The 21,306-nt window shown below is 53.4% G+C and carries 23 protein-coding genes; 6 read left to right on the top strand and 17 right to left on the bottom strand.

Annotation, left to right across the window (positions count from 1 at the left end; all coding sequences use genetic code 11):
• Positions 1-2: 2 nt before the first annotated feature.
• Together EUZ85_RS05070 and EUZ85_RS05065 are read right to left on the bottom strand one after the other, a co-directional pair.
• The gene (locus EUZ85_RS05070; RefSeq protein ID WP_127968221.1) at positions 3-2,072 is read right to left on the bottom strand and encodes a sensor domain-containing diguanylate cyclase; all 2,070 of its coding nucleotides are present in this window, start codon (positions 2,070-2,072) and stop codon (positions 3-5) included.
• A gap of 115 nt (positions 2,073-2,187) precedes the next feature.
• Positions 2,188-2,943, bottom strand: a complete 756-nt coding sequence (locus EUZ85_RS05065; protein ID WP_127968220.1) for an ankyrin repeat domain-containing protein — start codon at positions 2,941-2,943, stop codon at positions 2,188-2,190.
• A gap of 145 nt (positions 2,944-3,088) precedes the next feature.
• On the opposite strand from EUZ85_RS05065, the gene EUZ85_RS05060 reads away from it, so the two are divergent.
• Positions 3,089-3,376 carry a SelT/SelW/SelH family protein gene (locus tag EUZ85_RS05060; protein ID WP_127968219.1) on the top strand — a complete coding sequence of 96 codons (288 nt, stop codon included), beginning with the start codon at positions 3,089-3,091 and terminating at the stop codon, positions 3,374-3,376.
• 116 nt (positions 3,377-3,492) lie between these two features.
• A complete protein-coding gene (locus EUZ85_RS05055) occupies positions 3,493-5,745 on the top strand; it encodes an ATP-dependent helicase (RefSeq protein WP_127968218.1) in 2,253 nt (750 codons plus the stop codon).
• 6 nt (positions 5,746-5,751) lie between these two features.
• Here EUZ85_RS05055 and EUZ85_RS05050 read toward each other — a convergent pair whose 3' ends face one another.
• From EUZ85_RS05050 to EUZ85_RS05040, 3 genes are all read right to left on the bottom strand, one after another.
• Positions 5,752-6,063: a DUF2007 domain-containing protein gene (locus EUZ85_RS05050; RefSeq protein WP_127968217.1), complete on the bottom strand. Its 312-nt coding sequence runs from the start codon at positions 6,061-6,063 to the stop codon at positions 5,752-5,754.
• 40 nt (positions 6,064-6,103) lie between these two features.
• Positions 6,104-7,924, bottom strand: coding sequence for an ABC transporter ATP-binding protein (locus EUZ85_RS05045; RefSeq protein WP_370454912.1), 1,821 nt, complete (start codon positions 7,922-7,924; stop codon positions 6,104-6,106).
• A gap of 151 nt (positions 7,925-8,075) precedes the next feature.
• Positions 8,076-8,558: a DUF4442 domain-containing protein gene (locus tag EUZ85_RS05040; protein WP_127968215.1), complete on the bottom strand. Its 483-nt coding sequence runs from the start codon at positions 8,556-8,558 to the stop codon at positions 8,076-8,078.
• Positions 8,559-8,687: 129 nt separating this feature from the next.
• Between EUZ85_RS05040 and EUZ85_RS05035 the strand changes: the two genes are divergently transcribed.
• Positions 8,688-8,960: an acyl-CoA-binding protein gene (locus EUZ85_RS05035; protein ID WP_127968214.1), complete on the top strand. Its 273-nt coding sequence runs from the start codon at positions 8,688-8,690 to the stop codon at positions 8,958-8,960.
• Positions 8,961-9,160: 200 nt separating this feature from the next.
• Positions 9,161-9,478: a site-specific integrase gene (locus EUZ85_RS05030; protein WP_127968213.1), complete on the top strand. Its 318-nt coding sequence runs from the start codon at positions 9,161-9,163 to the stop codon at positions 9,476-9,478.
• 21 nt (positions 9,479-9,499) lie between these two features.
• Here the strand turns inward: EUZ85_RS05030 and EUZ85_RS05025 are convergent, their stop codons facing one another.
• The 4 genes from EUZ85_RS05025 to EUZ85_RS05010 form a co-directional block, all read right to left on the bottom strand.
• Entirely contained in the window at positions 9,500-9,874 is a 375-nt protein-coding gene (locus EUZ85_RS05025; protein ID WP_127968212.1) for a hypothetical protein, read from the bottom strand.
• 105 nt (positions 9,875-9,979) lie between these two features.
• Positions 9,980-10,945: a VanZ family protein gene (locus EUZ85_RS05020; RefSeq protein WP_127968211.1), complete on the bottom strand. Its 966-nt coding sequence runs from the start codon at positions 10,943-10,945 to the stop codon at positions 9,980-9,982.
• 23 nt (positions 10,946-10,968) lie between these two features.
• Positions 10,969-11,472 (bottom strand): transcription elongation factor GreB, encoded by a 504-nt coding sequence (greB, locus tag EUZ85_RS05015; protein WP_127968210.1) that lies wholly within the window; start codon positions 11,470-11,472, stop codon positions 10,969-10,971.
• Positions 11,473-11,501: 29 nt separating this feature from the next.
• Positions 11,502-11,939, bottom strand: a complete 438-nt coding sequence (locus EUZ85_RS05010) for a hypothetical protein (RefSeq protein WP_127968209.1) — start codon at positions 11,937-11,939, stop codon at positions 11,502-11,504.
• A 533-nt stretch (positions 11,940-12,472) separates the two neighbouring features.
• Here EUZ85_RS05010 and EUZ85_RS05005 point away from each other — a divergent pair.
• On the top strand, positions 12,473-13,129 hold the full coding sequence (locus EUZ85_RS05005; protein WP_127968208.1) for a TetR/AcrR family transcriptional regulator: 657 nt from the start codon (positions 12,473-12,475) through the stop codon (positions 13,127-13,129).
• A gap of 133 nt (positions 13,130-13,262) precedes the next feature.
• The gene (locus EUZ85_RS05000; protein ID WP_127968207.1) at positions 13,263-13,559 is read left to right on the top strand and encodes a hypothetical protein; all 297 of its coding nucleotides are present in this window, start codon (positions 13,263-13,265) and stop codon (positions 13,557-13,559) included.
• A gap of 70 nt (positions 13,560-13,629) precedes the next feature.
• On the opposite strand, the gene EUZ85_RS04995 is transcribed toward EUZ85_RS05000, so the two are convergent.
• The 8 genes from EUZ85_RS04995 to ftsE all read right to left on the bottom strand — a co-directional run bounded on the left by EUZ85_RS04995 (position 13,630) and on the right by ftsE (position 21,301).
• Positions 13,630-14,943: a HAMP domain-containing sensor histidine kinase gene (locus tag EUZ85_RS04995; protein ID WP_241566957.1), complete on the bottom strand. Its 1,314-nt coding sequence runs from the start codon at positions 14,941-14,943 to the stop codon at positions 13,630-13,632.
• Positions 14,944-15,049: 106 nt separating this feature from the next.
• Positions 15,050-15,730, bottom strand: coding sequence for a response regulator transcription factor (locus EUZ85_RS04990; protein WP_011394559.1), 681 nt, complete (start codon positions 15,728-15,730; stop codon positions 15,050-15,052).
• 71 nt (positions 15,731-15,801) lie between these two features.
• Positions 15,802-16,608 (bottom strand): co-chaperone DjlA, encoded by an 807-nt coding sequence (gene djlA, locus EUZ85_RS04985; RefSeq protein ID WP_127968205.1) that lies wholly within the window; start codon positions 16,606-16,608, stop codon positions 15,802-15,804.
• A 133-nt stretch (positions 16,609-16,741) separates the two neighbouring features.
• The gene (gene hyi, locus EUZ85_RS04980) at positions 16,742-17,509 is read right to left on the bottom strand and encodes a hydroxypyruvate isomerase (RefSeq protein WP_127968204.1); all 768 of its coding nucleotides are present in this window, start codon (positions 17,507-17,509) and stop codon (positions 16,742-16,744) included.
• On the bottom strand, positions 17,502-18,392 hold the full coding sequence (locus EUZ85_RS04975) for an NAD(P)-dependent oxidoreductase (protein WP_127968203.1): 891 nt from the start codon (positions 18,390-18,392) through the stop codon (positions 17,502-17,504). The genes hyi and EUZ85_RS04975 overlap by 8 nt, the downstream gene beginning before the upstream one ends.
• Positions 18,393-18,474: 82 nt before the next feature.
• Positions 18,475-19,329, bottom strand: coding sequence for an RNA polymerase sigma factor RpoH (rpoH, locus tag EUZ85_RS04970; protein ID WP_127968202.1), 855 nt, complete (start codon positions 19,327-19,329; stop codon positions 18,475-18,477).
• Between the two features lie 241 nt (positions 19,330-19,570).
• On the bottom strand, positions 19,571-20,605 hold the full coding sequence (gene ftsX, locus EUZ85_RS04965) for a permease-like cell division protein FtsX (protein WP_127968201.1): 1,035 nt from the start codon (positions 20,603-20,605) through the stop codon (positions 19,571-19,573).
• Between the two features lie 33 nt (positions 20,606-20,638).
• Entirely contained in the window at positions 20,639-21,301 is a 663-nt protein-coding gene (gene ftsE / locus EUZ85_RS04960) for a cell division ATP-binding protein FtsE (RefSeq protein WP_127974410.1), read from the bottom strand.
• Positions 21,302-21,306: the final 5 nt, after the last annotated feature.

The following is a 21,306-nucleotide window of genomic DNA, read 5'->3' as shown; positions in this document are numbered from 1 at the left end:
GATCACGAATATTGCTTTTCCTGGTACATCCTGCTGTCCGCCACGTTCAACAATGTGTCAAGGCAAACGCCGTCTCCTGGATAGGCGGCGTACCCAATGCTGACATCCAGGTTACAACTGACGTTTTTGATATGAATAGGACCGCGCAGGCTGTGCTTGGTCTTGTGGATGATGCCGTGGAGTTGATCTTTGGAGCAGTGACCATTCAACAGAACGACAAACTCGTCGCCCCCAATTCGCGCCACCGTATCGGACTCGCGAAAGCTTTCCCGCAAGCGCTGCGCCACCGCCACCAGCACCGCATCGCCGACATCATGTCCGTATTGATCATTGATCGGCTTGAACTTATCCAGATCGCAGTACAGAACCACAATTTCATTCGCACACCGTCGAGCCATATGTTCCGCCTTGGTGAACAGTTCATCCAACAGACGCCGATTGGCGAGGCCAGTCAGGTCATCATGGTTCGCCATTTCTTTGAAGCGGGACTCCGCCTCTTTCAGCTGAGTGACGTCGATCACTGACCCCAAAATGGACGTACGCCCATCCCGATGGCTGATAGGACGGCTAGTGTAATTGAAATAACAGAGAGAGCCGTCTTTCCGGATAGTACGCAGGCAACCGTGAAAAGGTTGATTGATCTTCAAGGCGCGCTCCGTCGCGTTACGCAGTTCGTCCCGATCCGACGGATGTATAAAGCTCATGAAGGTTTCAACGCTGAGGCTCCTGGCTTCAAAGGGCAACCCTACCATAGAGCAAAACTCCGCGTTGCAGCATACGCTCCATTGCTCAGGCAGATACTCAAAAGAGCCTAATTGGGCGATCGCCTGCACCAGACTAAGCTGCGTGTTTTTCTCCTCCAGTTGTTCCGTGCGCTCCTTTACCTTGGACTCCAGGTCCACATTGATCTTCATGACTTCACGTTGGGTTCGCACTCGCATGCGTAAACTGACGATCAGCAGCATAACCAATAAAGCGAGAAAGCCCACGATCAGCACCACGCCCCAAAACAACGCCTTGTGCTGCTGATACAGAGTCACCGGTCGAAACAGCAATACACTGTCCGGCGGCAACTCATCCTCTCCAATATCAAACCGCAGCATCTCACGATAATCAAACACGTAACGGTTTGGGCTATCGGTCACGACCGGGATATCGCCAACCCTTTCACCTTTGAGCGCCCGCAGTCCAATATTGGCGGCGACGCGCGCCTGTTCGAAATGAGAGACGACTTTCCCTCCCAGAATGCCTTGGCCAATACCATGCATCCATAAATGAAACAGCGGCGCTTTCAGGTGATTGCGGATCAAAGACAGGCTTTTCTGAAACTCAAGGGTTGCGCCACTCTTGTCCCGAAACAGAGAGATCAAGAGCACAGGATCACTGACGGGTATCGCACGCAGCTCCGCATAAAGCTCGCCAAAACTCAGTTGCTCCAATGACAACACCCGAAAATTGCGATCCTGACTTCTCGTCATGAAGTGAATAAAACTACGCAGATCGTTACGCCCGGTGGTAGTCGCGTCCGTAATTACGGTAATCGGCGCCTTGTCGCCATATAAGCGCCGCATTAACTGCACCGTGTCGTCCATTGAAATAGCCTCAACAACGCCAGTCACCCCACTTCTCCCACTGAGGCTTGCAGCAAGCCTCGCATCGTTGACGCCGAAAAAGACGATTGGCGTTGCGGCGAAGAGCTCCGCTTGGCGCTCCAGAGCAAAGTGAAGCGCATTATCATCGCCCACGATCAACAGCTCATAGGAAGGCAGCGCTTGTAACTTTCCCTTCAATAACTCGTAAAAGCGTTGGTAGTGTTCGGGAGTGCTGAGGCGCTTGCTGTCCATGAACTCGATATCGAGTTCAATGTTCTGTCCATCGAAGGCGCTGTTGAGCCCCCTGACCTGCTCAGAAAACGTGGGGAACTGTGGATGATACGAACTGATGAACAACACGCGACGGGTTGCATCATGAATACCAGGGGTTATCGCAGACACTCCGTTACACGCCAGCATCACGTAAAGGACGCCGACGGCGACGAACACCCCCAGACTTCGTCCAGGAGATACGCACATAAACCTGATCCCGACCAACACCGCAGCGTATTGAAATGGGCGAACGCCACGCTGATTGTTATTTTCTGCGCCCTTTATCAGTCTAGGACGCAGTTCAATTTTTATCCAACCGCAGCTAGGAGCGAGCTCCTGATTGCAACAATAGCATTTGCAGGTCCTGCAAGCCCTTGCGTTGCGCTGTGCTCAGCGCTGAATCGCCAGTGGCGTTGCGGTAGTTAACGTCAACGCCGGCGTCAACCAGCAACTGCGCCATCAATAGAGAGTTCTGCTCCACCACATACATCAACAGAGACCGGCCCGCATAGACGACATTGACGTCAGCGCCCGCCTTTATCAGCGCCTTGGCGGTGGATAGATGGCCATTTTGCACCGCCAGCGCCAGGGCTGTGGCGCCATTCGCCATCGGGTAGTCCAGCTTGGCGCCGGCCGCCGCCAGCACCTTTACGCCAGTGGCGTCGCCCCGCTCAGCCAGGTAGTGCAAGGGTGAAGGCGCACCCGCGCGAAGCCCCACATTAGGATCAGCCCCTGCTCGCAGCAATGCGATCACTGCTTCCGTATCGCCATTGTGAGCCGCGACATCCAAAGCGGAACCCACTGGCGCCACGACATTCACAGGACTGCCCGAGGTCAGCAAACTGCGCAGACGCCCCTGGTCGCCCTGCTGCGCCGCGACAATGACTTCCGTCGGCTGCTCCGCCGTAAGCACCGCAGTTTGCTGTTGCGACGGGGGTGAAGTACAGGCGCTTACAAAAACGCTGATCGACAGCGCGTACAGCATTTTCGCCAATAACGTCCAAGTAGTTTCAACGCCAGTCCTGCTGGCGTAAAAGAGAGAAAACAGGGGGAGTTGACGGTATCGAATGCAAAGCATGTTTGTTTCCTATGCCGCTGCGTATGTCTTAATTATTATTCGCGTTGGAAATACAGGCGTCCGACAATGCTTACCGCACTCTCATCATCGACTCACCTGCAATTTATAATAGGGAAAAACTTATGAGGAATATGCGGACCACACCATGAAACCCAAAATATCCATACGTTACTGCCCTTTGTGCGGCTGGCTGCTGCGTTCCGCCTGGATGGCGCAGGAATTGCTGACGACATTTACTGACGAACTGGAAGAAGTCGCCCTGATTCCCGCCGGTAAAGGCGAATTCAAGATACTGTGCGACGCAGAGACTATCTGGGATCGCAGCGTAAATGGCGGCTTTCCCGATGTCGCCACGCTTAAACAGATAGTCCGGGACGCCGCCTGTCCAGATAAGTCACTGGGCCATATAGACAAATCCCGCAACAACGGATAATCCCACCACCCACGTCTGAAATTAGGCTGGAGGCCAACCTCTCCTGTGGTTAAACTTAGGCCCCTCGATCAGGGGCCAATAAGCCCGGTCTCTCCAACCACCACTATCAGGCGAGCATGCAGTTAACCGAAGAGCAGCAGCGGATCATTCAGTCCGGCTTTGAGCACAGCGTTATCACCGCCGTCGCCGGCAGCGGCAAAACAACCACTCTCGCTCACCGAATCCATCATCTGATGGACCAGGGACATGACCCGCGCCGTATTTTGATATTGATGTTCAACCGCGCCGCCAAAGAGGATTTCGAGCGTAAGCTGCGCGAAGTGGTGAGCTCACATTATCGCGAGCTGCCGGAAGTTCGCACTTACCATGCGATGGGATTACGCCTGTATCAACGCTTTATCCGCGAAGGCGCGCTGCCTGCGTTTGCAGGGCAAGTGCTGTCGGACCAGGAGATTCACTTCCAGCTCTGGCAATTGCTGCGTCGGCACGCGCCCGAATCACACCAGGACAGCGTAAAACGCAACAAGAAAGAATACATCGAACTGGCTTCTCGTCTGCTGGATATGAGCAAGACATCGCTGCTGCCATTGCAGACCGTATTCGAACAATTGGAGTACCGCAAAGAGCTCGCGTTTCTCATTGACGTCGTCAACGGCTTTGAAGCCTGGCGCAAGTCACATGCGCGCATCAGTTTCGCCGACATGCTTTACGAGCCGGTCAAATGTCTGCAGGAATCACCGGATCTGGTGAAGCTGGTGGCGGATAAAATGGATGTGATTCTGGTGGACGAATACCAGGACACCAACGAGATTCAGCACTTACTGCTGCGTTATATCGCAGGTAAACGCGCCCGGGTCACCGTTGTGGGCGATCCTGATCAAACCATCTACGAGTTTCGCGGCGCGCAGCCTGAGTTTATTCTCAATCGTTTCGCGGAGGAGTTTGAAAGTCCTCGTGAATTCACTCTTTCTTACACGTTCCGCTATGGCCATAAAGTCGCCTTGCTCGCCAATCACCTGATTACTCACAATCATGGGCGCAAGGATGTTCTATGTCGCTCCCACACGGGGACTCCCGACACTGAGGTCAATGTTCTGCAGGGTGGTGATGAAACGCGCCAGCTGGTGCTGCAATTAGGACGGTTGCTCAACAGCGGCTGCGAGCCGGAAGAGATCGCCATTTTATTCAGAGTCTGGTCCCAGGCCGTGCCCATTGAGCTGGCCCTTCTGGCCCATCGCATCCCCTATCGTATTGACGGAGATAAAGGCGCTCTGGCGAATCGGGAAGTCATGCACATCCAATATGTGCTGGAAATGGCGTCAGGACGGCTAAGTCTGCTGGAGGAAAACAAACGAGCGGAAGTGCTCGCCGGTCTGCTGCGCTTCCCTCATGTGGGGTTGAAGGACGACACCCTGCGCGAGCTGGCGCATATACTGGCGCAACACGACGCTCACTGGGGCGATCAGCTGTTGGAATGGATTCCTGACTCACTCCATGCCCTGCAAAAACGCAAGTTGAAGCGCACCGCTCAAGCTTGGAGCCTGCTACCGAAAATGAAAGGTTCCGCCGCGGATATCGTGCGCTTTTATATTGACGATACCGAGTTGTTCAAAACCCTTGAGGAGCTTGCTCTTACTCATGAAACCGCTGACGAGCGCATTAATAATGTGCTCGGCATTGAGCATTACCTCGCTACGCTGAACCTGCCGTCATTGGAGACGCTACAACATTTCGATGAACTGCGGCGGCTGGCCGGGGCGCAGAAGCAGCAAGGCGGCGTCACCTTATCCACCATGCATCGCACTAAAGGCCTGGAGTGGCCTGTGGTGATGATCATCGGGCTGAATGAGCAATATCTTCCTTACAGCATGCGCGGTGGCGAAGACATCGTTGATCATCTGCAAGCGGAACGACGTCTACTGTATGTGGCCATGACCCGAGCCAAAGAAGCCCTGTATCTGTTCACCCCAACCCTGAACGGCAAGGCCGCGCTCAGCAAAGATGACAAACCCAGCCGCTTTGTTAGAGAAGCCAGCATTGACGTTTCCACGACCGTGGGCGCGTTTCTGGCTCAGCGCAAGCAGTCAAAAAGCAACGATTCAACCCATTACGAATCGACGCAACGCTTAACCCCCATCGCCACTCGCTATCTCGAATGGCACGACGTTAATTATGAACAACCAGCGCAGACCGCCGCAAAGGAGCCTGAGCAGATCTGGTCCGGTGATCGAGTGCGCCACAGCATCCTCGGCGAAGGTGAAGTCATCGCCGATCTAGACGACGCCTTTCAGGTGAAGTTTGAGGATGGACGCAAGATGAATTTCAGCAAGAAAAGCGCCCATCTGTATTTCAGTTCTCTGGGTGGGTGACGCGAATTACATCAGCCAAAACGCAGTGACTAATCCTGTGATGAAGCCAAACAAAAAGATGCCGATCCACCCGGTAAAGTGACTGGCCGGAGTATGCGCTTCTTGCACTTGGGAGTTTTCCCAATCCCGCAGGATTGAACGGGCCTGCTCGTAATCCACGTCATTAACGGAAATTCTCACCAACCCCGCCGCCGGCAATTCTCCCATTCCGCCCTGCAAAAACTCACCGTCGATAAACCCCGCAACGCCGGACTGCTCCAATACGCCTTTAATCATGTGGGCTTCCAAGGCATTGGCGGCTTCATAGACCTGACGCACAGATTTCTCCTTTCATCACAAAATATCGTCAGAAGCCAGCTTAGTGCTGACGCTCGCCGTAAAGCTGCGCATACAAACCTCTTTGCTGCAACAGCTCTTCGTGTTTGCCTTCCTCGGCAATGCGGCCGTCTTCAAATACGTAGACGCGGTCCGCCTGTTTCACAGCGCTGAGACGGTGGGCAATGATCAGTGTGGTGCGCTGATCGAGGAAGTCCGCCAACTCCCGATGCAAGTTGTACTCGGTTTCCGCGTCCAAAGCAGATGTGGCCTCATCCAGAATCACCACTTGCGGGTCAGCCAGAATCATCCGGGCGATCGCCACTCGCTGCCGCTGCCCGCCGGACAGCCTGACGCCTTGACGACCGACCAAGGTATCCAGCCCCTTCGGTAAGTTCTCCACTACCGCCTTCAGTTGCGCCACTTCCAACGCCTGCCAGAGTTGCGCGTCAGTATGCGGTCGTCCCATCGTCAAATTCTGTCGCAGGCTGTCATTGAACAACGTGGGATGCTGCAATACCGTGACCACATGCTCACGCACTCGATGATGCCCTATCCGTTGAATTGGAACGCCATCGAACCGGACGGAGCCCTGGGAGGGCGAATACATTCCTAACAGCACCTGCACCAGAGTGGATTTCCCCCCGCCGCTGGCGCCAACGAGCGCCGCCTTCTCCCCTGGATGGATATGCAAAGACACGCCCTGCAACACATCAGGGCCATCGCCATAGGAAAAATGCACATTATCCACATCCAGCGCGACGGTCCTTTTTCCGGCAAAGGGGTTGGTTTGCGGCGGATAGACCGGTTCCCGCCGCAACTGCAACAATTGATTAATTCGTCCCAACGCCGCATTGGCCGCATAGAAACTGTACTGCATGCTCAAAATATCCTGCACCGGCGCCATCATGAACCAGAGGTAGCCGAATATCGCGAACATATGACCAATACTCAGGTCGGAGTAAAACACTGTCAGCATGGCGGCGGCGCGAAACAGATCCACTCCAAACAGAAACAGCATAAAGCTGACTCGGTTGGCGGCGTCGCTCTTCCATTCATACTGCACCGCGTGATTACGAACGCCCCAGGCGTGATCCAATAGACGGCGAATGTAATGCTGTTCGCGGTTTGCGGCGCGGATCTGATGAATCCCGTCCAGCGTTTCCGTCAGCGCCTCCTGAAACAACTCCAACGCCTGGTTTTCCCGGCGCTTGAGTTCTTTGACCTTTTTACCGAGGCGCGTGGTCAGATAGATCACGAAGGGATTAAAAAACAGAATCAGCAGCGCCAACTGCCAGTGCACCCACAATAACACCACCGCAGTGCCAACTATCGTCAGCAACGCCACCAGCAAACGGCTGACCGAGCTACCGATGAATTGATCGATGGTATTGAGGTCGGTCACATAACGGGAGGCCACCGCGCCGCTCCCCATGACTTCATACTCGGCCATGGAGATGCTGCTGAGCCGGCTCAATAGATCCTGCCGGATACGGCAAATGATATCTTTGGAAATACTGGCGAACTGCCTGCCCTGCCACACATTCATGAGCAGTGAAAAAGAGCGCAAGACCAGAGCGGCGAAGACCATGACGCCAATGTAAAACGCCGCCCCATGTAAAGTCTCAGGTGAATACTGGTTGATCAGCGCAATCACCGGACCGGGTTGCTCCAGCAACACCTCATCCACCAGTAAAGGCAATAACAGCGGCACGGGAACCGCCGCCAATGTGGCCAGCACCGCAATCAAATTCGCCCTCGCCAACTGCGGTTTATACGCCAGCACCATATTCCGGATTCGCCGCCAGTCATACCGTTCGTTGGCGGTTTCAGTACGGTCAGTATGGTGTTGTTGGTCTGGCAAAATGTCCTCCGCGACTTACTACGATCAAACGCAATGAAAAACGTCCGGGCGACGCAGACGTCTGTTGCGATGACTCCATTCTAGTGCGGCGGCCTGACGGGCGCTAGCCGCATCTCGCCCAACAGGAATAGACTATTGCGACGGAGGGCGATCAGCGCCGCTTAGGCGTCCAGGCCCAGATCATTTCCGCCATGACCGGCTCTTTGTCTTCGCTGTCGGTGATGGCGACCGCTACCGTTACCTCGCCCTTTTCAAGCGTCTGAATGGCGTGTATTTGTTCTTCCGTCAAATGGGCTTCCGCGCGCATATCGCCTTTCGCCCGCTTCACATAGTCCAGCTTCATGGTTTTGATAACAGGAACGGCGTGATCCGGCACGTTCATCCCCACCAGGAAGCCCGTGGCCGACTCTGCAATCAACGCATTGGCGACAGCGTGCACGGAGCCAATATGATTTCGCACGGCGCGACGATTTTTCAGTGTAATAATGCAACGGCGCTGGGTAAGCTCTTCCACCACGATCCCCGTGGTCCCCGCGTACTTGACCATTTTGCCGAAAAACAGAGATAAGGCTCTGCTACGGGCGACCTCCGGCAACAAATTAATTTTGCTGACAATAGACATTAATTTATTCATGTTCTTTACCTGCGTTTATTATTGGGCCCCAGGCGACGAAACCGATCACAGAGGGGGTAAATGACCTTCAGTCAGTTTTGCCGCCGGGCTATAATGCCCTTTCACACCCAAACAGTTAAGGACTATGCAATGAGTGACTTACAAAAAGCGTTCGAAGAAGCGCTCAATTATGTCAAAACCGCTGAGGGCGACTTCTCTCCCTCCAATGAAATGAAGCTGGAAATGTATGCGCTGTTCAAACAGGCCAGCGAGGGGGATGTCAGTGGTTCCCGTCCCGGTATGATGGATTTCGTGGGACGTGCAAAATACGATGCCTGGGCGAAGCTGCAAGGGGTGTCCAAAGATGAAGCCATGCAACGCTATGTGGATGTCATCGCCGATCTGAAAAAGCGCTACAGCTAAGCGCTTGCCGGGAAACGGGCGCTGCGTTCGTTTCCCCTTGTCTCGCTCCGATTACGCCCGCCTCAGCGCCTGAAAGCCTAACAAATAAATCAACCGGCAAAAGTTTGCAAAAGCTTCATCAAACCAACTTTGCAGGCAACATTTCGTTGTAATAGAATTCAGGGATAATTATAAAAAGAAGAACCAGCGAGGTTATCGTAATGGAAACTGCTGAATTACTGTTGCCGAACGAACCTGAATTTATCTGCCAATTGAAGCAGGCGATTGAGTCGCAGGGCTTCAGTCCCCGCACAGAGCACTCTTACCTGCATTGGATTTATCGCTTCATTTCCTTTAATCAAAATCGCAGTCCAAAAGAGCTTGGCGAAAAAGACGTGCGTCGCTTTCTGCGCTATGTCGCGACAACGCTGAGCGCTTCACCCGCACGCTGCAAACAGGCTCTGAAAGCATTGCGTTTTATGTATCAGGATGTGCTGAAAAAGCCACTGCCAGGACTGGATGATATGCAGCCCGCCTAACGACGATCTTCGGGCCTGCAGTTAGCGCTCTGTGGTAATCAGATAATCGTAAACATGAGTCGTCGGCGTTACTGGCGTGAAGCGAGGCTGCGGCGCTTCAGCGGGTATAGATATATCACGAAACTCATCCTGCATTTCTCTTTTTCCAGCTTGCGCAGTGCGGTCCTTTAGCTCCAAAGGCGCATCAGTCTCTTCTCCCGCCGCGGGAGCATCCAAAGAACCGCCGATGACTGCAGCGGATAAGGCGGTAGAGTCCAGAGACTGCAAAGGAAAGGTTTCCAATGTCGACTTGTCTTTATACCCCGCCTCAACGACAGGGGCTTCCGCCGCCATCGCCTGAGCACAGAAGCAAATGGATGCGGTAACAGACAATAGTATTTTTCTTGTTGTGAACATGACTATCCCCAGCAAATAGTGATCAGGGTACCGTCCTATTCTATGGACGGCGCAGGCGGGTTCACCGCCTTTCGCCGTCATTCGTGACCAAGTTCACAAGGTGAATTACTTTTCCAGCCGGATGTTATCGACAATCATCCACTTGGCGCCGTAATCATGGGTCGTAAAGATGAAGAAGTTGCGCACATCGGATACATCCAGACGACGACCAGATTTGGTCATGGTCCATTCGTCAAAATCCAGGGTGTAATGATTCCATCCCTTCTTTGCCTGAAGACGAATATTAACCCGGTCTTCAAACTTGTCCGTCGGCATGTCCAAATAGAACCCATCGTCCAAACGAACGGCTACATGCATGTCTTTCTCTGCGTACACGGAAAACGACAGTTTGGAATAGCCTGTCCAGTCGCGAGGAAATTCAATGAAAGACGCTCCCGGGAATACATCCTGTTTACGCAACTCGATATACAGCGCCTGCTCGCCGTGGCTCGCGCGCTCCCGGGTGAGCTTGATCACCCGTCCCGTCCAGCGCTGACGATCGCGGGCGGTTTCAAAATCCGCCAATACAGGGAACTCTGCGCTTTGATGTAGTGAGATATTAACCGCCTTCGCCACCGGCAAGCAGGTGTACAAAAACGCAGCGATAGCCAAAAGACAACGCATGACGACGAAAGAACGATGGCGTACGCCTTCCGACGGCATCACCAGCATTAATCCCATCAGGGCGCCAGCGACATCAGCGAACACATCTCCCCAGGAGGGAGAGCGGCCGATCTGCGCCTGAATCAATTCCACCACGCCAGCGAATACAAACGCCGCCACAGGCGTCAGCAACCACAATCTATTGGCGCCGAATCGGCGTATCTGCGGGAGACGCAGCGCCAACGCCACCACAACGGCGGTCCAGACGACATGACCAAAATCCCAAAGCGCGTTGTACAGCATGGAGGAGCTTTTGTGAGGCCCCACATCCGCAAACAACAAATACAGCCCCGCGACAAACGCCAAGCCGAACATCCAATGAAACTTACTTCTCTGAACAGGCGCCTGTGGCGCAGTCGCATACATCATAGTCACCCGCGGAACCAAACGCTTTACGCGCCGCAATATTCAATATCAATTACAAAATAGGACTTTCTGCCGGAAGGCGTCGTCACTATCACTTCATCATCTACTTGCTTCTTTAACAGCGCCTTCGCCATCGGGGAGTCAACGCTGATGTAACCTTTTTGAGCGCCCAGCTCATCCGACCCGACGATGCGGTAACGATGTTCATCTCCTTCTTCGTCTTCCAAGGTCACCCAGGCGCCAAAATACACACGGCTTTGGTCTTCCGGGGGACGGTCCACCACCTTGAGTTCATCCAAACGCTTGGTCAGGTAGCGAACGCGACGATCTATCTCGCGCAGTTGTTTTTTGCCATAGATATATTCGGCGTTTTCACTGCGATCGCCCATCGCCGCAGCTTCAGACACGGCCTTGGTGACTTCCGGGCGTTTTACTTTCCACAAATACTGTAGCTCTTCGCGCAAGGTGCGCTCGCCTTCCGAGGTGATATAACGGGCTTTCGGAGGGCTGGGAGGACGATAACGACTCATCTTAAGTTCTCACCATAAACTCGACGCGCTCATGGACGCTCGCGCTTGCTTTTTTTGAAGAGATAAGCGCCGGTGAACGCCGCAATCAAACCGCCGACATAACCCACAACGATCACATAAGAGGGAATAAAGGTTGTGTCGCTTTCCCCGCTTCCGGAACTAAGCGCAAACTGCAGAACCGTCAGCAGCCCCCACATGGCCAAAACGTGCCAATACTCCAGGAACCCCGCCATTCTGGCCGTCAGATAGCCCGCCAGGCCATCGAAGGCAATACCCACTCCCATCAGAATAGCCATTAGCTCAAAGGCGTCGCTGGGGTTACCAATCAAGGCCTCCAACTCTTCCTTGGAAGCGCCTCCTGCATGCATCATCGCCAAGTAAAAGCCACTAATAATATTGAAAGCGATAAAAGAGCCGCCAATATCAAAAACGGTTCCTAGAATGACTGCTCGGAAATTCAACGTCATAAGAAAAATAACTGCCGTATCTGCACAATGTGTTGACTGACGCCGTATCCCCCTGTTTGATGACCACCGGAAATAGGGGCTGAGGCGCTGGTACAGGGACAAATTCTATCGCGGCGGACAAAAAAAATCCCCTGCAAAACAGGGGATAATCTAGGCAGTGGCTAACGCTCTTAAAAAAAACAACACTCAAGGGCAGGACAACAACTACGTCAACAAGCACATATCAAAAAACAAACTTAAAACACTGTGCTTTGCGCGTTTGGGTGAAACCTTCTTTTCACCATCCTTGAAGCTAAGATTACGGGATGGCTTATTGCCCCAAGGTGGATTAATTATTAACCTTTTTTAAAGGGCGAAATTAGTTTGCAAATATGACTTAACTTTCTGTTTTTAGATAATATTCAGGGATACTTGACTTCTATCATGAAAAATTCCCGTTTTCCTGCATTCAACAGTTGAATTTAGGGTTCCGCCGCTGTTATTGTCACGAACTAATCTGATGCAATCGGAATACCCCAGGTTAGATAGAGCTAATGCGCCCAGTCAGGCCCCCCGAAGAAGTTGAGCAACTTAAAAGGAATATTCTCGATGTGGCCCTGCGCCTCATCGTTCAGGAAGGATTCGCCGCCCTCACCATGCGCAGGCTTGGCAAAGCCCTCGGCATGACCGCGCCGAACCTCTATAACTACTACCAAAGCAAAGACGAAATCTACGTCACCCTGATGATTCAGGGCTTCAGCAAGCTCCGCGCCTATCTGATGAAGAGAGCGGATGCTGAGCAAGACGCCATCGCCCGCGGACGCGCCATCATGCGCGGCTACATTGAGTTTGGACTCAGTCAGCCCGAGCATTATGAGCTAATGTTCTCCTCTCACGCGCCAAAATTCCGTGAATACAAAGGCACAGACATAGAACCTCTGTCCAATCAGGAATACGCGCTTTCCATGGAAGTGGCCAATTTTGCTGAGACTTGTCTGCAGTCGGTTCTAGATCGAGTCGGTCTAAACGCATCCAGCGATCAGCGCCGCACTATGTTGATCGAACTATGGAGTCTGCTGCATGGCATGGTCAGCCTTCATTTGACAGGCAATACTGCTTATTTGACGGATACGCCGCTGGAAACCTACGAGCACATACTGGATTTGCTGTTGCAGCGATTTGTGGATCGCCACCGAGAACAACAAGGCTAAAGCGCTCAGTTTAGGCGAGGTCAGCAAGGACGGGGCGGGATGGAAAAATTAGGTTGTCTCCTCTATTTTTTGTAGGTAGGTTCAGCACAACCTCATCACCTATCCTAGCGGACAGCCCAGGGAAAAATTCATCATGAAGACCCAAGATATTCTCAATAATGCATTGAACGGGCTCGATTACATCGGCTACCAACTGGAACACTACGGCGTCACAGACAAAATAAACCGCCACGCCGTCCTGGCGTTCATCATGGCGGAGCAAAAGCATCTTGAAGGCGAACTGGATAGCATCAGCGCTCGCGTAGGCGTGCAGAAGGCCAGAATTGAGCGGGCGCGCAGGCAAGTGGAAGGACTCGTGAACACCACCCTGGAAACGGCCGCCTATCCGCTCAAACAAACTCTGAGCCTGATTAGATCCCGCCTGAACTAAGTTTTCTCAGGGTACGATTGAAGAGAGCGGCAGGAGAGGAAAAGGCGAGATTTTCCCTCTCCTCTCAGCGTCAGCTTGGCAAAGCTGGTGTTTTTCCCGCCAAATCCTGCTCCGGCGCGGACGCAGCAGGCAGCGATTTGGGTATAGGCAACTTCATTTCAGCACGCAAACCAGGCTGGTTATCCCTCAACTCCAACGCGCCTTTGTGCATTTCGCACACAGCCTTCACCATACTCAACCCCAATCCATTGCCCGGCAAACCCCGCGTCTTATCTACCCGATAGAACCGCTGCACCACCTTGTCGCGTTCGTCTTCGGCAATACCGGGACCTTCATCCCATATGCTGATGACAGCTTGATCAAACGCCCGCAACCTTACACCGACATTGCCGTTTACTGGGGTATATTTGATGGCGTTATCCAGCAAGTTAGCAATAGCCTGGAACAATAAATCCCGGTCGCCCTTCACGATGATACCTTGGGCGAGATCCAGCGACAGCGTCTGGGACTTGTCCGCCGCCAGGGCTTCATACAGCTCAACGGCGTCAGCCACCAGGCCATGCAAGTCCACCTCGGAGAAGTTGGCGCTGTAGCCGCCAGATTCGATACGCGCGATACGCAGCAACGCATTGAACGTCTGTAATAGCTGATCCGCCTCACCGATGATTTCTTGCACTACACCGCGGGCGTCTTCAGGCAGATCCTTCTGACACAATAGCTCCAGACGACCGCGGACACGGGTCAATGGCGTTCGCAGATCATGTGCGATGTTGTCGGAGACATGACGAACTCCCGCCATCAGAGCTTCGATCTGGTCCAGCATGCGATTCAAGTGATCCGCCAGCTCGTCAAAGTCATCGCCAGAACCGCGTACTGGAACACGCAATGACAGGTTACCCTGCATAATCTGCCGGCTGGTGTGAGTGATCGCTTCAATTCGCCGTCGCGTACTTTTCGCCAACGCCACGCCCCCCAGAAAGGCTAATCCAAGGGTAATGGCCACCCCCCAGGTCAGTGAGCGTTCGATTAACTCCCGCACCCGGAAAAGGTCAAAAATATCCCGTCCTACTAACAGGCGGTAGCCGCCCCTTAGCGTGAATACCCGGGCGCGCGCCATGTGGGGAGCTGCAAAGCGGCCCCCTGAACGATTCAGATAAAAGCCGATCCAGCCGTCTTCATCCTCCACCAGGGCAGGCCACTCATTCAGATTGCCCGCCAGCGGCTGCAGGTCGGAATTGACCAACAGATACAATGATTCGCCTTGAGGATCGTTCAGTACGCGCTCATTCATGACGCTGACCATACCGCGCAGCCCCTGCCGGCGATATTGCTCAGCCAGTCCTTGAATCTCAGCCTGGATGGTTTCGTCGAACTGGGCGGACATGAAACCCACCGTCGCCCAGTAAATGAAGCCTAGAAGGAAGAGTACAGAGGCTGCGAAGAGCAGCATGTACAATATTGCGAACTGAAATGCCGAGGTGCGTAATAGCTTAGGCAGCTTCACGTAGGACGTACCCTGCTCCACGAATGGTGTGCAACAAGGGTGTCTCAAAATCCTTATCGATCTTGGCCCGCAGACGGCTTATATGGACATCGATAACGTTGGTTTGCGGATCAAAGTGATAATCCCACACTTTCTCCAGCAGCATGGTGCGCGTCAGAACCTGACCGGGATTGCGCATAAAGTATTCCAGCAAACGGAATTCCCGCGGCTGCAAATCAATGGATAAACCATTGCGCTTGACCGTGCGCGCCAACAGGTCCATTTCCAGATCCGCCACTTTCAGCGTGGTGACTACGTCCTGTTGCTGCTGAGATCGACGTAGCAGAGCTTCGATACGCGCCAATAGCTCGCTAAAGGAGAAGGGTTTAACCAGATAATCGTCGCCGCCGGCGCGTAAGCCCTGGACGCGATCGTCCACTTCGCCAAGCGCGCTCAATACCAGCACCGGTGTTTTGGAGCCGCCCGCACGCAGCATACGCACAACGGACAAGCCGTCCAGCTCCGGCAACATGCGATCCACAAGCAGCAGATCATAACTTTCGGTCGTGGCCATATGCAGGCCGGTTTTTCCGTTGTCAGTGGCGTCCACCACATATCCGCTTTCTTTGAGTCCCTTACTCAGATAGGCAGCTACATCTTTGTCGTCTTCAATAACTAAAACTCGCATTTTTCATCCCCGTCTCTTCACTACCTGATACCACTACAGAAACAGAAGTTCCTTGCCAGCAGCGTCCGAACTCATCCGCCCCGCGCCCGCTTGATTTGCTCGTAGGCGGTGCGGATCTCCTGAGTTTTCTCCGTCGCTATCTTAACCATTTCCTCCGGCAGGCCCTTCGACACCAGCTTATCCGGATGGTGTTGACTCATCAGACGCCGGTAGGCTTTCTTAATTTCTTCATCAGTAGAGTTTTCATTCACTCCCAGCGCGGCGTAAGCGTCCGATAGACTCGGCGTTTTTTCTTTCGCGCCGGCGTGGAAACCTTCCTGGGCGTATCGCTGTCTGGCGATAGACATCGCCAGCAAGCCTTCAAATTGATGACGGCTGAATCCCAGAGTTTCAGCCACTTCACGCAGTATACGTTGTTCATTGGCGTGCAGATCCTGATCCGCCAGCGCAGTCGCCAGCAGTATTTCCAGGAACATCTGCAGTAAGTTGGCGCGACGATGGCATTCATCCCGGAACTGGAGCAATACCGCCTGCAGGTCGAACTCCGGCTGCTTACCGCGATTGAATAATTCAATCGCCAACTTTTCCTGCTCCGGATTCAATTGCATACCCGCCATGATGTGGCGCGCAGCCTGGATTTCCACCTCACTGACGCGGCCATCAGCTTTGGCGACATGCCCCATTACGCTGAACACGGCGGTGAAGAAGGCCGTTTGCACCCGCTCCTGGTCACCGGCGCCCCAGTTCGGCGGTTCTAATTCGATCCGCTGTACGCCGACGTCAAAACTATGTCCGATTGCAGCGCCGAGCAATCCCCCTAAGGGACCGCCTAATGCATATCCAAATGCGCCGCCGATAACTTTTCCCCACCAGCCCATTAAATTCCAAGTCTCCAGTCGTCGTCTGATGTTAATTTACTAAGCTGGTAGTTCATTATTTACCCATTGCGTAGTCTAGGTACAGGGTAAATAAACGCCCAGTTAAGATTTAGTAATTTGGGGGCGAAGCCCCTTATTGCAACCATCCCAGCGTATCCCGCGTATTTCCGAGGGGAATATACTCTGCGCTCACCCACCCTTGATAACCCATTTCATCAAGCTGGGAGAAAATATATGCAAAGTTGATTTCACCAGTCCCAGGTTGATGACGTCCTGGATTATCGGCGAACTGAATATGACCGATATTGGCGAGGTGGCGCTTGATGGTCCGCACCAGATCGCCCTCCATCACTTGCATATGATAGATATCATATTGATATTTAATATTATTCACACCTAATAGCTGAATCGCACGCAGCGCCTTTTCTGTGCTGTCGATCAGAAAACCAGGGACATCCAGGCTGTTGATCGCTTCCAATGTCAGCACAATGCCCTCGTCATCAAGCTTTTTCGCTGCGTAGCGCAAATTCCCGACCAGCGTGAGCCATGCCTGCTCATCGCATACTGACGCTGGCTTTATCCCCGCCAGACAGTTCAACCTGGGCGCGCCGAGAGCCTTCGCGTATTCGATCGCCAATTCCACCCCTTCCCTAAACTCGCTCTCACGCCCCGGAATGCAAGCAATTCCGCGTTCACCGGCATCCCAATCCCCAGCAGGTAAGTTATGCAGCACCACACTGACTCCGGCCTTTTCTCGGCTGGCGGACAATAAAGCTTTATCCCAGGCATAAGGAAACTGCATTTCAACTTCCGTGAAACCAGCTTCGACCGCCGCCGCAAAACGCGCCGCAATGGGAACGTCCGTAAACAGCATAGAAAGGTTGGCGGCGAACTTAGGCATCCTTGTGCTCTCCATCAAGGCGAACCTGATTAAGCGCCTCTATGTGCAGCAATAGACCACTGTGGTCCACATTTTCATGCCCGGCTTCCATCAAGGCCTGATATTCCTCGAAAACCTGTTCGGTAAGGGGCAGAGTTAACCCCTCCGCTTTGGCCTCATCAAGGATCATGGTCAAATCTTTGTGCTGCACTCTGGCTGTCGCTCCAGGCTGGAAATTGCGCTCCAGCATTCGGCGGCCGTGTAAATCCAGAATACGGCTTGATGCGAACCCTCCTAGCAACGCTTCACGCACAGCCACTGGATCTGCTCCGCCTTTGGCCGCCAGCATTAAAGCTTCGGCAACCGCGCCAATGGTGATGCCTACAATCGCCTGATTAGCGAGCTTCGCCAGTTGTCCTGCGCCATGAGGACCAATGTAGGTGGTTTTGCCCAATGCGCCGAAGACAGGCTGGGCTCTGTCATACTGACTCCGCTCGCCCCCCACCATGATCGATAACGTCGCCTGCGCCGCTCCTACCGTCCCGCCAGAAACGGGGGCATCCAAGTGGGCCACATCTCTTGCTCGCAGATAACTAGCGTGCTTACGCGCCAATGACGGCGGAATAGAGCCCATATCAATGACCAAGGCCCCAGGCGGAACAGCATCTGCAACGCCCTGCCGCATCAAAATGTCGTCAACCACCGGGCCGTTTTCCAGCATCAGAATAACGACATCCGCCTTTTTAACCGCCTGCGCAGGCCCGTCAGCGATATGGGCTCGCTCAGCAAACGCCTCGGCCTTGGAGCGAGTCCGGTTCCATAGCGTCAAGGAATAACCAGCGCCTAACAGATTCTCTACCATGGGCGCGCCCATTAGGCCAACGCCAAGAAAAGCGATATGCATGGGTATTGTTTCCTTTAGAGAGCAGCAGAGTCACTGCAAAAAAAAACCGCCATGCGGCGGTTTTTTCAGTAGCTGGCGTCGCTTATGCTTCAAGCATCAGCTTGACCTTCTTCATCGCGTTCTTTTCCAGCTGGCGTATACGCTCAGCGGAAACGCCGTATTCATCGGCAAGCTCATGCAAGGTGGCTTTACTTTCAGCCAGCCAACGCTTCTGAATGATGTCTTTGCTGCGTTCATCCAACTGGGTGAGCGCGTCGTGGAGACGGCTGTTGGAGTCTTCCTCCCAGTTTTCATTTTCCAGCATCATCGCCGGATCATAGCGGCGATCTTCCAAATAGTTCGCCGGAGCCTTGAACGCCGTTTCGTCGTCTTCATCCGCGCCAGCGTCAAAAGACGTATCCTGGCCAGCCAATCGGCTTTCCATTTCCCGCACAACATGGGTATCGACGCCCAGGTCCTCCGCAACAGCTTTGGCTTCGTCATTCGTCAACCAAGCCAGACGCTTCTTGGCGGAGCGCAGGTTAAAGAACAGTTTGCGTTGCGCTTTGGTGGTCGCCACTTTGACAATACGCCAGTTACGCAAAATGAATTCGTGGATTTCCGCTTTAATCCAGTGCACCGCGAAAGAAACCAGACGAACGCCGAACTCAGGGTTGAAGCGTTTAACCGCTTTCATCAATCCAATATTCCCTTCCTGGACCAAGTCAGCCTGAGACAGACCGTATCCGGAATAACTCTTGGCGATATGCACCACAAAGCGAAGATGAGCCATGACCAACTGTCTGGCTGCGTATAAGTCCTCGTTCTGGTGGAAACGTTCCGCCAATTCGCGCTCTTCTTCAGCGCTGAGAACAGGAATGCTGTTTACCGCGTGAACGTATCCCTCCAGATTCCCTACTGGAGCAAGCATTTCTACAGGCCGTAAACTGGTACCCATTCAAAATCTCCAATTATCTTACTCGACGTGAAAATATAGCACTTGACGATTGGACTGCCAACGCAGTCTAAAGTTCCTCATTGTAACGAAATGTAACATTACAATCGACTTTATCCTCCTCGTCTGAAAGTCTCTACGAGCCTATTCCTATCAAGCCCGCCGCCCGCACTGGATTACAGGGCTTAACTGTAATTAAGGCCGGCTATCATTATTTCAATAGCTGGACGATATTAAAAATTGGTCATTTAGGTTCAATATCATCCAAATGCCGTCTTACCGCGAGCCAGGCGCCGCCGCACCCCAGGAAAGACCCTGTCAGCAGCAGCAAGGAAGAGGCTTCAATAGACAGGCCGGACAAGTTGAAGCTGCTGTAATACAACGCCGCCAACTGGTTCACCGGTCCGCTCAGCCAGAGCAGCGCCATATTCACCAGTAACCAAGCCAATAAAGCGCCGCCTACGCCATACCAAAAACCGGTATACAAGAACGGTCTGCGCACAAAAGGATCGGTTCCCCCTACCAGCTTAACCACCAGAATTTCGTCTTTACGGTTCTCGATCGCCAGCCGGATAGTGTTGCCGATGATCAGAATGACCGCCAGCCCCAATAAGGCTCCTATGGCCAGCGTGCTGCGCCCCAGCACTTCAAACAAGGCATTCAAGCGCTTCACCCACTGTAGATCCAATTGCACATTGTCCACTTCAGGAAGCTTGGACAACGTTTCCGTGAAAGCCTGCACCTTTTCCGCTTGCCCGTATTCCGGCGCGGGCTGCAATACGATCACCGCCGGCAACGGGTTATCATCCAGATAAGCCAGTACATCACCCCAACCAGACAGAGACTTGAACTCCTCCAACGCCTGAGTGCGGTTAATGAACTGCATCGACTGCACCTCTGGACGTTCTTTAAGCTTCTGCGCCAATTTATAGGCAGCCTGATCATCCACATCCAGTTTCATATAAAGCGATACCCGCGAGGCGCCCTCCAGCCCTTCCGTCAATCCGCCCAGATTGCCGAGCATGACAAACAAGCCGCACGGTAAAGCCAGCGCCACAGCAATCACCAGCCATGTCATCAGACTGGACAAAGGACTTCGTATCAGACGCATTAAGCTGTCGCGGGCGATCAGACGGTGGTGGGCAAAGTAGGCTTCCAGGCCGCTTTGCTCTAATCCGGCGGAGGCTCCCTGACGCGGCGGCGCTTCGGCAGGCGGAGGAGGCGGCTGTTTACGACCCGATCTTGAAGGGCTGGCTCCGCGCGGTATGTTTTCTTTCATATTCTTTTATTCTCTTCGCTCGGGAGATTTCAATCAGCCGCGACCGGCCACCAGTTGGCCATGATCCAGTCGCATTACGCGATGTTTCATATGAGAGATCAACGCCAGATCGTGGCTGGCGATCAGTACGGTCACCCCAACCTGGTTAAACTGCTGGAACAGCCGCATGATCTCTGCGGACAGTTCAGGGTCCAGGTTCCCTGTAGGCTCATCGGCGAGCAGCAATGCAGGTTTGTTCACCACCGCCCGGGCGATGCCCACTCGCTGCTGCTCCCCTCCGGATAAGGTGATGGGCAATGAATTTTCTTTCTTCAACAGCCCTACCTTATCCAGAGACGCGCGAACCCGTCTTCCGATCTCCCGGGAAGAAACGCCTGCAATTTCCAATGGCAAGGCGACGTTTTGAAATACGGTGCGATCAAACAGCAGGTGATGGTTCTGAAACACGACCCCCACATGGCGACGGAAATAGGGAATTTGCCGGCGGGGAAACTTCTCCAGATTCTGGCCGCCAACATAAATGCGCCCCTGATTGGGACGCTCCATAAGCATGATCAATTTCAGCAGCGTGCTTTTGCCCGCGCCAGAGTGCCCGGTCAGAAACGCCATCTCACCGCGCCGCAATGAAAAGCTGACCTCAGACAGGGCTTCAAATCCGCCACTGTAGCGTTTCGAGACCCGATCAAAGTGGATCATGCTGT

Origin of the sequence: Hahella sp. KA22 (genome assembly GCF_004135205.1) — a bacterium.
GTDB lineage: Bacteria > Pseudomonadota > Gammaproteobacteria > Pseudomonadales > Oleiphilaceae > Hahella.
This window is presented reverse-complemented; position numbering and strand designations above follow the sequence as displayed.